Source organism: Streptomyces sp. NBC_01320 (assembly GCF_035974375.1).
Lineage (GTDB): Bacteria > Actinomycetota > Actinomycetes > Streptomycetales > Streptomycetaceae > Streptomyces > Streptomyces yanii.
In genome coordinates this window covers 9,577,102-9,590,200 of record NZ_CP108390.1, presented here as the reverse complement: position 1 = coordinate 9,590,200, position 13,099 = coordinate 9,577,102, and the positions used below count along the sequence as shown (strand labels likewise).

13 protein-coding genes are annotated in these 13,099 nt (G+C 67.9%); 4 read left to right on the top strand and 9 right to left on the bottom strand.

Annotated elements, in window-relative coordinates; all coding sequences use genetic code 11:
• Nucleotides 1-16: 16 nt before the first annotated feature.
• Together OG395_RS43715 and OG395_RS58575 are read right to left on the bottom strand one after the other, a co-directional pair.
• Nucleotides 17-526: a DUF4291 family protein gene (locus tag OG395_RS43715; RefSeq protein WP_327247862.1), complete on the bottom strand. Its 510-nt coding sequence runs from the start codon at nucleotides 524-526 to the stop codon at nucleotides 17-19.
• A 49-nt stretch (nucleotides 527-575) separates the two neighbouring features.
• Nucleotides 576-749, bottom strand: coding sequence for a DUF4291 family protein (locus tag OG395_RS58575; protein ID WP_442818660.1), 174 nt, complete (start codon nucleotides 747-749; stop codon nucleotides 576-578).
• Nucleotides 750-1,200: 451 nt separating this feature from the next.
• On the opposite strand from OG395_RS58575, the gene OG395_RS43705 reads away from it, so the two are divergent.
• A complete protein-coding gene (locus OG395_RS43705) occupies nucleotides 1,201-1,425 on the top strand; it encodes a hypothetical protein (protein WP_266988743.1) in 225 nt (74 codons plus the stop codon).
• A 1-nt stretch (nucleotide 1,426) separates the two neighbouring features.
• Here the strand turns inward: OG395_RS43705 and OG395_RS43700 are convergent, their stop codons facing one another.
• Nucleotides 1,427-1,693 (bottom strand): hypothetical protein, encoded by a 267-nt coding sequence (locus OG395_RS43700; RefSeq protein ID WP_266988742.1) that lies wholly within the window; start codon nucleotides 1,691-1,693, stop codon nucleotides 1,427-1,429.
• A 1,093-nt stretch (nucleotides 1,694-2,786) separates the two neighbouring features.
• Nucleotides 2,787-3,647, bottom strand: coding sequence for a LysR family transcriptional regulator (locus tag OG395_RS43695; protein WP_327247861.1), 861 nt, complete (start codon nucleotides 3,645-3,647; stop codon nucleotides 2,787-2,789).
• Nucleotides 3,648-3,715: 68 nt separating this feature from the next.
• On the opposite strand from OG395_RS43695, the gene OG395_RS43690 reads away from it, so the two are divergent.
• Nucleotides 3,716-4,675: an EamA family transporter gene (locus tag OG395_RS43690; RefSeq protein WP_327247860.1), complete on the top strand. Its 960-nt coding sequence runs from the start codon at nucleotides 3,716-3,718 to the stop codon at nucleotides 4,673-4,675.
• A 266-nt stretch (nucleotides 4,676-4,941) separates the two neighbouring features.
• Here OG395_RS43690 and OG395_RS43685 read toward each other — a convergent pair whose 3' ends face one another.
• The 4 genes from OG395_RS43685 to OG395_RS43670 form a co-directional block, all read right to left on the bottom strand.
• A complete protein-coding gene (locus OG395_RS43685) occupies nucleotides 4,942-5,133 on the bottom strand; it encodes a hypothetical protein (RefSeq protein WP_327247859.1) in 192 nt (63 codons plus the stop codon).
• Between the two features lie 123 nt (nucleotides 5,134-5,256).
• Nucleotides 5,257-6,183 (bottom strand): carbohydrate ABC transporter permease, encoded by a 927-nt coding sequence (locus tag OG395_RS43680; protein WP_327247858.1) that lies wholly within the window; start codon nucleotides 6,181-6,183, stop codon nucleotides 5,257-5,259.
• Nucleotides 6,180-7,094, bottom strand: a complete 915-nt coding sequence (locus tag OG395_RS43675; RefSeq protein WP_327247857.1) for a carbohydrate ABC transporter permease — start codon at nucleotides 7,092-7,094, stop codon at nucleotides 6,180-6,182. The genes OG395_RS43680 and OG395_RS43675 overlap by 4 nt, the downstream gene beginning before the upstream one ends.
• Nucleotides 7,095-7,110: 16 nt before the next feature.
• A complete protein-coding gene (locus OG395_RS43670) occupies nucleotides 7,111-8,400 on the bottom strand; it encodes an ABC transporter substrate-binding protein (protein ID WP_327247856.1) in 1,290 nt (429 codons plus the stop codon).
• Between the two features lie 267 nt (nucleotides 8,401-8,667).
• On the opposite strand from OG395_RS43670, the gene OG395_RS43665 reads away from it, so the two are divergent.
• The gene (locus tag OG395_RS43665; RefSeq protein ID WP_327247855.1) at nucleotides 8,668-10,710 is read left to right on the top strand and encodes an NPCBM/NEW2 domain-containing protein; all 2,043 of its coding nucleotides are present in this window, start codon (nucleotides 8,668-8,670) and stop codon (nucleotides 10,708-10,710) included.
• 201 nt (nucleotides 10,711-10,911) lie between these two features.
• Here the strand turns inward: OG395_RS43665 and OG395_RS43660 are convergent, their stop codons facing one another.
• A complete protein-coding gene (locus OG395_RS43660; protein WP_327247854.1) occupies nucleotides 10,912-11,877 on the bottom strand; it encodes an ROK family protein in 966 nt (321 codons plus the stop codon).
• A 183-nt stretch (nucleotides 11,878-12,060) separates the two neighbouring features.
• Between OG395_RS43660 and OG395_RS43655 the strand changes: the two genes are divergently transcribed.
• Complete coding sequence (locus OG395_RS43655; RefSeq protein WP_327247853.1) at nucleotides 12,061-13,089, top strand: LacI family DNA-binding transcriptional regulator; 1,029 nt, start codon at nucleotides 12,061-12,063, stop codon at nucleotides 13,087-13,089.
• Nucleotides 13,090-13,099: the final 10 nt, after the last annotated feature.

Sequence of the window (13,099 nt, the reverse complement as noted above, 5' to 3'; positions counted from 1 at the left end):
TCCGGCGGCGCCCTGTTCACGTGTCGATGCGCAGGTGTCTCGCGACGACCTCGGGCGGCTGATGGACACGCTCCGGCGGGAGCAGCCGCTGGACTTTCGCCCCCTGCCCCCCTTGCACAAGTGCCGCCATTTTGCGGGCCTGTGGGGTGATGTCGGTGAGGTCGACGATCCATTCGTCGACGAAGGTGCGGATCAGCCCGCGGCCGATTCCCACCTGGATGCTGCAGTGGTTGAGCGCCGCTCCCCGTAGGGAGCGCTCGGGATCCCACTGGACGTGGACCGGGGCCTGGGCGAGAGCCGCCGGGGCAGCGGTGGCCAGCACGGCCCGGGAGAGGGCGTCCTCCCATCCCTCCCGGGTGATCCGAACCGCGAGGATACGTTCCTGCCCGGACTTCTGAGCCCAGTTGCTGCGATGCATGAGCCACAGGAACGACGGCTTGATCCACGTCATACGGTTGAACGAGAACGGCGCCACAAACCGTTTGGCCCTGAGAGCCTGTCGGGTGACCTCTGATCGGGCGGCCACGCCCTGGCACGCACGCTTCCCGCGTTGCCGAAATATCCTAGTAGCTCCGCTACGAGGACATCCCGCCGCCTTGGAATCGCACGCACCAGACCGCGTCCGCTATCCGATCGAAGGTCACCCGACAGGCTCTGAGGGCCGGACCGGCGACCGCGGGTGAGTACGCCTGGTAGACGACGATCGTCCGAGCGTCGTAGTGGGCACGGATCCCGTACAGCGGCGACATGCGTTTCACACTGTCATCCGTCGTGCCCCGGCGGCGAACCCTTTTCTTCCTTCTCACGCGTCGCCCGGGCCGCAGGGGCAGCGCGCATCCGTGGAGCTCTGCCAGGACCAAGCCGTCCAGCGGAGGATCGAACACGCCGACACCGAGGGGAGTCCGAGCAGGGACCGCCTCTCACGTTCGATGCGTGCGTACGTCCCCTCGTGGACGTACTCCCCCTGCACACCACCGCTCTTCTCGACCGTAAGGGAAGCCTGACCGCACCATTCGTCCCCGCACTGGTGATCACAAACATCTGGTCAGGCAGGTACCTCGAGGACCCCCGCCGCCGACCATGGGACAGCGGCCGAAGGACGGGGCAACCGGACCACGGCCCTTACCCCTGATCCTCGGGGACCACACATCCGGACCAGCCAGATGCGCGCACACCGGCATCACGCGCCACCCTGGAACCATGTCGACTCCACCGATCATCGTTCACGCCCCCACACCGTCCGGCGCCAGGCTCGTGACCGTCCATATCAACGGTCGCGACGAACAGCTCGGGCTGGCGCACAGCGACCGCGACATCATTGTGTTTCTCGCCGACGCCGGCATGGCGGACCCTGAGCGGGCCCTCGACACCCCCGCCTTGGTGGAATGGCAGGGCGCCGCAGCGCACCAGTACGAGGCCACCTGATTCAGGGCGTGTCTCCCCGCCAGTCCCACTTCAGTGAATCGTCCGCCCGCGGCCCGTACTCCGACCTGCCACCCGGGCCGTGCATGCCGATCTCGGTGATCAGTGCGGCCCCGTCGGCGAGTGCCACCTCCGACCAGCCCGTCACGTCGAGGAGCAGCCCGTCGAGCGGGCCGCCGACCAGCTCGCGGTATGCACGCCCGGGCTGCGGGCCCGGATCAGGATCGTCGTGGTCGGCGCCGTACACCCGCCGTCGCATGATTTCGTCCATGCGGGCAGCATCGCAGCTGCCACTGACAGGGCCCACGCCTCACGGCACAGCGCCGCTCCGGACCCACGTGGACGGATCGCCTTCCTGATGCTGCCGTGGGCCGGCTTCCGCAGTGCCACGCATCCCCGCTGTGACACAAAGCCGCGATCGGCGGCGCCTCGCCGGGGCTCCTGACGCCCGCGGCTGCCGGGGCGCGGATGGCCGGGAACGCTGGAAGCAGCACGGCGGTGGAGCCGCTGTTCAGACGTAGCAGGGCTTCCAGACCGCCCGGCACGCGATGACCGAGAGCGTCAGCGAGGGCCTGGATGTCGGCATCGGTGGCGGGCGGGTTCAGGGCCTCGAAGCCGGCCGGGGCGTTGGTCTCAAGCCAGCGGACGATTCTGGTCCAGGCTGCCGCGACGTCGCATAGGTGAAGCATGGGGTGTTCCTGATCTTTTCGCTCCGGTCAAGAGGCCCCGCGCAGTGGCGCGGTCCTGTGCGGTCAGGTCCCGGGTCTCCGGGCATGCGAATCCAAGGTCCTTCTCGACATGACATCACCTGAGAGGGAGCGCAAGCTAGGAGAGGCAGACCGGGTGGCCCCTTGGCGGCCAATCAGGCGCAGAGAACTGGGCATTGGGCTCCTTGCCAGGGGCTTTGCCACTCTGAACCAGTGCCGATCCGAGGAGAGAATCATGACGGCCAGATGCCTGCTTGCTCGGCTCAGCCCAGCGCTCGTTGTCGCCACTCTCGCGTTCTCGCCGGCGGCTGTCGCCGCCCAAGCCTCAGCCGTGCCGAGTTCTGCAGCGCTGGAGACCGCACGCTATCCAAACCAGGATGGCTACCAGCAGGGTTACCGAGACGGTTACCGAGACGGCTTCAGAGCCGGGTACGCAGACGGTAGGGACAGCTGCCGGGTTGAAACAGGCCTACAGCTACACCAACAGCAACTACGGCTGTTCCCCAACCTCCGCACCCAGGGCTACGCGGATGGCTACGACAGTGGATACACCACTGGCTTCAGCCGGTCCGAGGATCGGTACTGCTAGGGCACATCCGCTTGTGGGGCACCGTTCAGGTTCGCTCCTCAGCGCTCGAACCGTGGTGGGGAGCGCAGCTAGGTGGTCGCGTAGAGCTGGGTGATGGCGTCGACCAGGTCGCCCAGGCCGTTGGGGTGGTGGTCGTGCCACCATGCGAGTCTGACGGGGATGCGGGGGCCGTCCTTGATGGGCCGGTAGGTCACTCCGGGGCGCAGGTGATGGTGCGCGGTGGCCTCGGCTGTGGTTCCCACGCCGCGCCCGGCGGCGATGGCGTCGAGCCAGCTGTCGACATCGGTGGATTCGATGAACTGGGGTGAACGGTCGGCGCCGTTCCACAGCCGGCTGCTGGTGGTCCCGACCCGGGGATCGATGATCACGGTGCGGCCGGCGATCTCGGCCATGCTCAGCCGGCGCCGGCGCGACCACTGCGGGTCGTCGGAGGCGAAGGCGACCAGCCGGCGTTCCAGCCCTACCACGAGGGAGTCGAATCGCTTCTCATCGACTGGTCTTCGCACGATCGCCACATCGCACAGGCCCTCGGCCAGGCCTGCGGTGGGCGAGTTGTGCCGGACCAGCTCCAGCTCGATGGCATCGTGGCGCTGAGCCCAGTCCCTTTGCAGGCGCGCGGTGTGCCGTCCGAGAGCCGCCCACGCATACCCCAGCCGCAGGACGCCGTGGCGCGAGGTCAGGAACTCGGTGAACCTCTCAGCCTCGGACAGCACCCTCCGCGCATGAGGCAGGACCTGTTGTCCGGTAATGGTGAGCTCGCACCCTCGCGGCACCCGCCGCAAGAGCCTGTCCCCGACGGTCTTCTCCAGACCAGCGATCGTGCGCGAGACCGCCGCCTGCGAGACGTACAACTGCGCGGCGGCATCGGTGAACGACCCCGCTTCAGCGGCGGTGACGAAGAACCGCAGCTCCCGAAGACTCCAATCCATAACCCAAGCGTATGGCAAGGCCGCAACATGCAATAGGTTATGCGGCGCAGTGATCCTACCGTGGGCGTATGGACACCCTTGAGACCACAGATCGCACGCACAACGCACCGGCCGGCGGCCGGCAGCTCTCTGCTGCGACGGCGACCTCGCGTCAGCGCGGTGCCGGCATCGTGATGATGCTCACCAGCTCGGCGTCGAACCAGACCGGCGCCGCCCTGGGTGCGTTGGCGTTCCCGGCCATCGGTCCGGTCGGCGTGGTCACGGTCCGTCAATTCGTCACCGCAATCGTCCTGACCCCGATCGTGCGCCCGAGGCTCCGCGGCCTGCGCAAGGACCAGTGGTGGCCGATCCTCGGTCTGGTGGTCGTGTTCAGTGTGATGAACCTCAGCCTGTATGCCGCGATCGACCGAATCGGGCTCGGCCTGGCCGTCACCCTCGAGTTCCTCGGCCCGCTCACCGTCGCCATCGCAAGCTCACGACGTGTGCTCGACATCGCCTGTGCCGTCCTGGCCGGTGTCGGCGTGGTGGTGCTGACCAACCCCGGCCCCACTGCCGACATCATCGGCATCACCCTGGCACTGCTCGCCGCGACGGCGTGGGGCTCCTACATCCTGCTCAACCGCACCCTCGGCCAGCGTCTTCCCGGCCTGCAAGGAACCGCCGTGGCCGGCCTCGTCACCGCCGCCGCCTGGACCCCGATCGCCGTGACCTGGTTCGCCTTCCACACCCCCACCACCGCATCAATCGCCCTCGCTGTCGCCTGCGGGCTGATGTCCTCGATCGTGCCCTACGTCGCCGACCTGCTCGCCCTGCGCCGAGTACCCGCCCGGATGTTCGGCACCTTCGCCAGCATCAACCCCGTCTGGGCGGCTCTGGCCGGCTGGGGCCTGCTCCGCCAAGCCCTCGACCTCAACGAATGGATCGGCATCGGAATGATCGTCATCAGCAATGTCGTGGTCTCCGCACGGGGATTCACCTCGTCCAAGGAACGGGTGCGAGCTGCGGCGCTCCGGGACATCGCGGACTGACCGTGGCTGACAGCAGCCCGGCGGGTCGTGGAGCGTAGGGCGTTTCGTCACCAGCATGTGGCCGGGGCCCGCAAAGCGGGGCCCGGCCGACGGCCCGCACAACCATGGCATGGGCGTACAGGCCGTCGTCGCCGGGCAGGGCGGGCTGTGCCGGGTGACAGGTGTGGTGGGTGTCGACGCTGATCTCATCGCCGTCGCGCGGCCCGCCCTCAAACCTGAGTGCGATCACCCCGGTTCAACGGCGGGCCGCGGGCGACGGCAACCGATCAGCTCTTCTTCGCGGGGCTTTCGACACCGATCCACTTGAGTCGCCTGCCGCGGTTGTTCGCCTCGATCGAGAGCGGCTGCGTCAGCGGTGTTCCACTCTCGATGGCTTTCTGTACGAAGTCGCCGAGCTCTCCGAGGGTCAGTTCCTGTCCGTTCCTGGCGGGCTCTTGGGATATCCATGTGGGTGGCATGAACCGATCCTTCCCAAGGTGCGGCCGAGAATCACCAGCACCTACCGGGCGACCCCGCCGCGTCGGGGGATTGCGCGACGGGGCACTTCTGTGGCACTCAGGTGCGGTGTGCCCAGGTCGGACCTATCCCTTGCTCGATCCCAGGGTGAGCCCCGCGATGAAGTGCCGCTGCAGCAGCAGGAAGACGACAAGCGTCGGCAGGGCGACGATCACCGAGCCCGCTGCGAGGAGGTTGTAGTCCGTGAAGAACTGCCCGCGCAGGTTGTTGAGGGCGGAGGTGATGGGCAGCTTGTCGCCGTCGGAGACGAAGACCAGGGCCCAGAGGAAGTCGTTGTACATCCAGGTGAACTGCAGTGTGCCGAGCGCGGCGAGGGCCGGGCGGCACAGCGGCAGTGTGATCCGCCAGTACTGCGTCCAGACGCCCGCGCCGTCGACGATGGCGGCTTCCAGGATCTCCTGCGGCAGGGTGCGCATGAAGTTGGCGAGGACGAAGACGCAGAAGCCGAGCTGGAAGCCGATCTGGACGACGACGACGGCCCAGTACGAGTCGTACATCGTCATCGAGTCGGACATCCAGTACGGCAGCGGGATGCGATTGAACACGACGTACAGCGGAGTCACGATCACCTGCTGGGGCAGCAGGTTCCCGGCCGTGAAGAGCATCAGCAGCACAATCCCGCCGCGCATCTTCAGCCGGGCCAGGGCGAAGGCCACGAACGAGGCGAGGAAGAGGGTGACGAGCACCCCCGGGACGGCGATGATCATGGTGTTGACGAAGTACTTCGTCATCCCGGAGTCGGCAAACGCCTGCCGGTAGTAGTCGAACGACAGATGTCTCGGCAGCGAGAAGTAACCGTACTGGGAGGTCTCGTCGTACGGTCGCAGGGAGGCGTACACCGCCAGCAGCAGCGGCGCGAGGAAGGCGAGCGAGACCGCCATCAGGAAGGCGTGCACGCCGAGCCGGCCCGGGCGGAGGCCGCGGCGCACCGCAGCGGGTGGCGGGGGCGCGGGCTGTGCAGCGGGGCGGACGGGGGCGGTGTCGACGGTCATCGGTTCTTCTCCCCTCGGAGCTCCTGGACCAGGTACGTCACGACGAATCCGAGGGAAACGGTGAGCAGGACCACGGCGATGGCGGATCCGAAGCCGACGCGGCTCGCCTCACCGATGATGTTGTCGGTGACGAGCACCGAGAGCAGTTCGAGTCCGTTGCGGCCGTGGTTGACGGCGTACACGATGTCGAAGGCGCGCAGGGACTCGATGACGGTGATGACGCCGACGATGACGTTGACCGGCCGCAGCGTGGGGAAGACGATGCGGAAGAAGGTCTGGGCCTCGTTCGCCCCGTCGATGGCGGCCGCTTCCTTCAGCGAGGGATCAACAGCCTTGAGCCCGGCCAGGTAGAGGATCATCACATAGCCGGTGTGCCGCCACGCCGCGGCGAGGAGGACCATCCAGATGTTGAGGTCCGGGTCGCCGAGCCAGTCGATCGGCGACCGGGTATCACCGATGATCGCGTTGAGGGCCCCCTGGTCGCGGGAGAAGATCAGCTGCGCGATGAAGCCGACCACGGCGAGCGAGAGCACGACGGGCATGTACAGCGTCGACTGATAGAAGCGGCTGAACCGCACCCCCCGGTCGATGACTACGGCGAGGAACAGCCCGAACGGTGCGGCGACGAGCCCGAGGAAGGCCAGCCAGAGCAGGTTGTGCCGGGCGGCGGGCCAGAACTGCGGGTAATTGGTGAAGAGGTTCACGTAATTCTGCGTACCGACCCAGTTGATGTCGCCGATGCCGTCCCAGCTGGTGAAGGAGAGCACGATCGAGGCGAGGGTCGGGCCCCACACGATGGCGATGTCGAGCAGGACGGGTATGCCGAGCAGCAGACCGATGACGGCGAGGTCGCGGCCGGTGAATCGCCGCGGGCCCCGCCGTTCGGTGCGCCGCTCCGAGAGGAACGACACGGTCGGTACTCCAGATTCAGTCGGAGGCGAAGATGGTCTTCTTCTGCCGCTCGATATCGTTGACCAGGCCGTCCACGTCGTTCGGGTTGCTGATGAACTTCTGGATGGCCGGAATCATGACGGTCGAGGCGAAGTCCGGCCGGGTGTCGCGGTCCAGGAACTGGGAGATCTGCTTGGCACCGGAGACGAGTTCCACGGCCTTCTTCTGCAGCGCCGAGTACTGGGAGATGTCCGCCTGGTCGTTGACCGCGATGTTGTTGGGGTCGCTCTTGAGGTAGATGTCCTCGGCCTTGCCGGTGGCCAGCCACTTCACGAGGTCCTTGGCGCTCTCCAGCGTCTTCTTGTTCTTGAGGTTCTTCGACTTCTTCGCCAGCAGGAACCCGTCGATCGGTGCCTCGACGGCGTCCTGGCCGTGCTCCGGGTTGATGACCGGGAACGGGAAGAAGTCGATGTCCTCCTGTTCGCCCTTGGGGAACTGGGCGCCGGGGTGCGGCAGCCCGAAGACCGCCATGCCGGCTTCCTTCTTCTGCAGGCTGGTCGCGGCCTCCTGCCAGGTGCGGCCGTTGGCACCCTGCTGGCAGTACGGAAGGAGGCGGCGCCAGGTGTCGAAGACGTCCTTGACGCGCTTGTCCGTCCAGGCTTCCTCGCCGGCCATCAGGCTCTTGTGGAAGTCATAGCCGTTGGTCCGCATGTTGATGTAGTCGAAGGTGCCCATCGCGGGCCAGCCGTCCTTGTCGCAGAACGCGATGGGGTCGAGCTTGTCCTTCTTCATCTGCTTGGCGAGCGCAACGTACTCGTCGAGGGTCTTGGGCGCCTGGTAGCCGCGGTCGGTGAAGAGACTCTTCCGGTGGAAGACGGCCCACGGGTAGTAGTAGTACGGCGTGAGGTACTGCTTGCCGTCCTCACCGGTGGACTGGGCCTTCAGTGCGGACGAAAACCCTTGGTAGTGCTGCCAGTTGTCGCTGATGTCGTGCAGCAGTCCCTTCTTGGCGAAGAACTGCATCCGGTAGCCGGCGAACCACATGAACACGTCGTCCGGATTGCCCTGCAGGTATTTGTTGATGTTCTCCTGGAAGGTGTTGTGGTCAACGGTGTTGACCTCGATCTTCCGCCCACCGGACTGCGCCTCGTATGTCTTGAACGCGTCGGCGAAAGCCTTCTTGGGAATGGGGTCGGACGAATTCGACCCCAGATGGATCGTCTTGCCGTCCCCACCGGGGCCACTGCTGCATGCCGTGAGCAGCGAGGGAAGCGTGATCGCGCCCGCACCAACTGCCGCACCACGCAGGAGATTTCGCCGAGACATCCGATGTCCTGCCACACTGCCGGGCACGCTTGACCTGTCGTACGACGAGTGCGCCATGACCCCCTCCTCCGGGATGCAACCCAACACAACCGAACGTGCGATTGGATCCCACTCCCAAGTCAGGGTGTCGTCAAGGGTTTTGACGAGATACCGAACAACCTTTACCGCACCCCTTCCAACAGACTCCAACACGCCCTAACGTAATCGCGCGCCCTTGGCGTGCACATGATGTCATCCGATCTGACACGAGTGTGGAGGAACGTTACGATGCGTCATCTTCCAACCCGTACGACCCGCACAAGCGGCAGAACAGTCATCGGAGCGCTGGCCGCCGGTCTGCTCTGTGCAGCGGGCGCAACCGCTCCCGCCGTCGCGGACTCACCGACGACGGCGCCTGCCGCAGCGGTCAGCCCACAGTCCGACAACGGGCTCGCACTCACCCCGCCGATGGGATTCAACAACTGGAACTCGACCCACTGCCGGGCCGAGTTCAACGAGGCGATGGTCAAGGGAATCGCCGACATCTTCGTCGAGAAGGGCCTCAAGGACGCCGGCTACCAGTACGTCAACCTCGACGACTGCTGGGCGAAGCCGCAGCGCAACGCGGACGGCAAGCTGGAGGCCGACCCCGTGCGCTTCCCGAACGGCATCAAGGCCGTCGCGGACTACGTCCACTCCAAGGGACTCAAGCTCGGCATCTACACCAGCGCGGGCACAAAGACGTGCGACAGCGTCGGGCTGCCCGGGGCACTCGGCCATGAGTACAGCGATGCACAGCAGTTCGCGGACTGGGGCGTCGACTATCTCAAGTACGACAACTGCAACAACCAGGGCGTCGACGCGAAGAAGCGCTATACGACGATGCGCGACGCACTGGAGGCCACCGGCCGTCCCATCGTCTACAGCATTTGCGAGTGGGGCCAGAACAAGCCCTGGGAGTGGGCCGCCGACGTCGGCAATCTCTGGCGCACGACGGGCGACATCAGCGACAGCTGGGGCAGCATGCTGTCGATCATGAAGCAGAACCTGCCGCTCGCCGCCGCCGCGGGACCGGGGCACTGGAACGACCCCGACATGCTCGAAGTCGGCAACGGCGGAATGACGGACACCGAGTACCGCACCCACTTCTCCATGTGGTCCGTGATGGCGGCGCCGCTGCTCATCGGCTCCGATCTGCGCAAGGCGACTGAAGAGACCTTCGAGATCCTCTCGAACCAGGAGGTCATCGCGGTCGATCAGGACCCGCTGGGAAAGCAGGGCGCCGTGGTCTCCTCCACCGGCGGGCGCTGGGTCGTCGCCAAGGAGATGAAGGACGGCAGCCGGGTCGTGGCGCTCTTCAACGAGACCGGGTCCGCGCAGCGCATCTCGACGACCGCGAAGGAGGCGGGACTGCCGGAGGCCGACGCCTACACGACGCGCGACCTGTGGCAGCACACGACGTACAACACGGCGGGCGGCATCTCTGCGACCGTCCCGGCGCACGGCACGGTACTGCTGCGCGTCGCCGCCGGCAGCAAGTGGGCCGCCTACCCGCCGGCCGTGGAACTCGGCCTGAACGGAAGCCCGTTGGTGGAGGCCGGCCGAAGCGCGCCACTGACGACGACGGTCACCGATCTGGGCCGTACGCCTGCCAGGAACGTCTCCGCGACGCTCACCGGCCCGTCGGGCTGGCAGATCGAGGCGCTGTCGCCGACCGGCACCGGCGTCGTGCCCACCGGCCGTGCGCTGACCACACGCTGGCAGGTGACGCCTCCCGCGGGCACAGCCACCGGTACGTACGATCTGAAGTTCAGCGCCCAGTACTGGTCGCCGACCGGGACGCGCGTGCGGTCCTCGGTGCCGTTCCAGGCGCATGTGGTGGTGGCGCCCCCGGCGGGCAACAGCTATCTGAGCGATCTGCCGCAGCTATCCGCGTCCAACGGCTGGGGTCCGGTCGAGAAGGACACCAGCAACGGTGAGAGCAAGGCGGGCGACGGCAATCCGCTGACCATCGGCGGCACCGTGTTCGCCAAGGGGCTCGGGGCACACGCGGACAGCGCCGTCGAGTTCTACGCGGGCGGTGCGTGCAGCGCCGTGACCGCTCAGGTCGGAGTCGACGACGAGAAGGGTGCCAAGGGGACGGTGGCGTTCGAGATCTGGGCCGACGGCACGAAGGTGGCGTCCACCGGGGTCCTGACCAACGCGATGGCCGCGCAGCCGATCACCGCGGATGTGAGCGGTGCGCAGGTGGTACGTCTGGTGGTCACCGACGGCGGGGACGGGATCGACTCCGACCACGCCGACTGGGCGGACCTGCGGATCGGGTGCTGATTCCGGTACGGGTGCCGGGCCCCGTAGGAGTAGTGCCCGCCCGGTAGGGGCCGGGCGGGCACTGAGCACGGGCCTGAAGCCACTTCCCAGAAGGGCTCCCGGACCGGGGCGCGCGGCCACCGGGCATGCTCGGCCTCCGGATCACCGGTCGGCTGCCGGACGGGACGGGTCGCCGCGCACCGTCCGGCAGCCGGACCGTGTTCAGCCGCTCAGTACGGCCGCGGCCGCCGCCCCGCCCGGCCTGACCGCCGAAGCGGCGGCCGCGGCGCCCACCAGCCCCGCGTCCGTACCCATCACCGCGGATGCCACCGTGAGCTGTTGGACGAACGAGAGGGTGGCGTAACTGCGCAGGGCGCGGCGCAGGGGAGCGAAGAGGACGTCACCCGCACCGGCCACTCCCCCACCGATGACGGCGATGTCGATCTCGACCAGCGTGGCGGTGGCGGCGATTCCGGCGGCCAAGGCCTGCGCGGCGCGCTCGAAGGAGGCGACCGCCACCGGGTGTCCGGCCCGTGCGGCGGCGGCCACGGCGGCGGCCGTGGCGTCGCCGTCCGGGCCGGGCTGCCAGCCGCCCTGCAGGGCGCGGCGGGCGATGTTCGGCCCGCTGGCGATCCGTTCCACACAACCACGCGAACCGCACGGACACGGGTCGCCGTCCAGATCCACACTGATATGACCGATGTGACCGGCGTTGCCGGTAGGCCCCGGGTGCAGCTTGCCGCCGAGCACCAGACCGCCGCCGACCCCTGTCGACACGACCAGGCACAGCGCGTTGTCGTAACCGCGGGCCGCACCGAGCCAGTGTTCGGCCGCGGTCATCGCCACCCCGTCACCGACCAGCTCCACGGGGAGCCCCCCGGCAGCCCTCCGTACCCGGTCCACCAGCGGGAAGTCACGCCAGCCGGGAACGTTGACGGGGCTGACCGTACCCGCCGAGGCATCCACCGGACCCGCGCTGCCGATGCCGACGGCGGTCACCCGGCCCCACAGCGGCGAGGCGGTCAGCTCGGCCAGCACGTCCGTCACCGCGCCCATCACCGACTCGCCGCTCTCCCGGGCGGGCGTCGGCCGCTGCGCCCGCACGAGGAGCGTGCCGCTGCCGTCCACCAGAGCGCCGGCGATCTTGGTGCCGCCGATGTCGAGCGCGGCGACGAGGTCGGTATGCATCGGTGTGGGCTCCGGATGAGTGAGGAGGCGGGGACCTGCAGCTTCAGTAAATAGTCTGCATAGTCTCTATTCAGTTGACAACGTTGTCCAGGGCCTATGCTCGACGGCACAGTCTCCGGCACCTCCGCAGCACCCGTCTGCGACCGGCCGGACAGCCCGCACCCGACGACAGGACAGCGCATCGTGGCAGAGACCGCCCGTCACTCCGAGCCCCGCTACGGCAACCGGCCGACCATGAAGGATGTGGCCGCCCGGGCCGGAGTGGGCCTCAAGACGGTCTCCCGCGTGGTCAACAGCGAGCCGGGGGTCACACCGGACACAGAGCGCCGGGTCCAGGAGGCGATCGATGCGCTCGGCTTCCGCCGCAACGACAGCGCGCGCGTGCTCCGCAAGGGCCGCACCGCCTCCATCGGCCTGGTCCTGGAGGATCTCGCCGACCCGTTCTACGGGCCGCTGAGCCGCGCCGTCGAGGAGGTCGCCCGCGCCCACGGCGCCCTGCTCATCAACGGATCGAGCGCCGAGGACCCGGAACGCGAGCAGGAGCTCGTGCTCGCGCTGTGCGCCCGCCGGGTGGACGGGCTGATCGTGATCCCGGCCGGTGACGACCACCGCTACCTGGAGCCGGAGATAAAGGCGGGGATCGCCACCGTCTTCGTGGACCGCCCGGCGGGCCGGATCGACGCCGACATCGTCCTCTCCGACAGTTTCGGCGGTGCCCGGCAGGGTGTCGCCCATCTCATCGCGCACGGACACCGCAGGATCGGCTTCATCGGTGACCAGCCGCGTATCCACACGGCCACCGAGCGTCTGCGCGGGTATCACACCGCGATGACGGACGCCGGGATCACCGTCGAGGACTCCTGGGTCTCCCTCGGCTCCACCGACCCGGCGCGGGTCAGGGCGGCCGCCGAGGCGATGCTCTCGGGCCCCGAACCGGTCACCGCGCTCTTCGCGGGCAACAACCGGGTGACGGTCACCGTGGTGCGCGTGCTGGCGGAGCGGGAGCGTCCGGTCGCCCTGGTCGGTTTCGACGACATCGAACTGGCCGACCTGCTCGGCATCACGGTCATCTCCCAGGACGCCGCCGCCGTGGGCCGGACGGCGGCCGAGCACCTCTTCCGCCGGCTGGACGGCGCGGACGACGCCCCGGCGCGGGTGGAATTGCCGACGTCCCTCATCGCCCGCGGCTCGGGCGAACTGCCGCCCGCCTGAGCCGGGGCGT

Bases quoted from the DNA above. Each gene is read 5' to 3' on its own strand.
- OG395_RS58575 (WP_442818660.1), bottom strand. From the start codon at position 749: ATGTCGCCGCTGTACGGGATCCGTGCCCACTACGACGCTCGGACGATC.
- OG395_RS43705 (WP_266988743.1), top strand. From the start codon at position 1,201: ATGTCGACTCCACCGATCATCGTTCACGCCCCCACACCGTCCGGCGCC.
- OG395_RS43700 (WP_266988742.1), bottom strand. From the start codon at position 1,693: ATGGACGAAATCATGCGACGGCGGGTGTACGGCGCCGACCACGACGAT.
- OG395_RS43695 (WP_327247861.1), bottom strand. From the start codon at position 3,647: ATGGATTGGAGTCTTCGGGAGCTGCGGTTCTTCGTCACCGCCGCTGAA.
- OG395_RS43690 (WP_327247860.1), top strand. From the start codon at position 3,716: ATGGACACCCTTGAGACCACAGATCGCACGCACAACGCACCGGCCGGC.
- OG395_RS43685 (WP_327247859.1), bottom strand. From the start codon at position 5,133: ATGCCACCCACATGGATATCCCAAGAGCCCGCCAGGAACGGACAGGAA.
- OG395_RS43680 (WP_327247858.1), bottom strand. From the start codon at position 6,183: ATGACCGTCGACACCGCCCCCGTCCGCCCCGCTGCACAGCCCGCGCCC.
- OG395_RS43670 (WP_327247856.1), bottom strand. From the start codon at position 8,400: ATGTCTCGGCGAAATCTCCTGCGTGGTGCGGCAGTTGGTGCGGGCGCG.
- OG395_RS43665 (WP_327247855.1), top strand. From the start codon at position 8,668: ATGCGTCATCTTCCAACCCGTACGACCCGCACAAGCGGCAGAACAGTC.
- OG395_RS43660 (WP_327247854.1), bottom strand. From the start codon at position 11,877: ATGCATACCGACCTCGTCGCCGCGCTCGACATCGGCGGCACCAAGATC.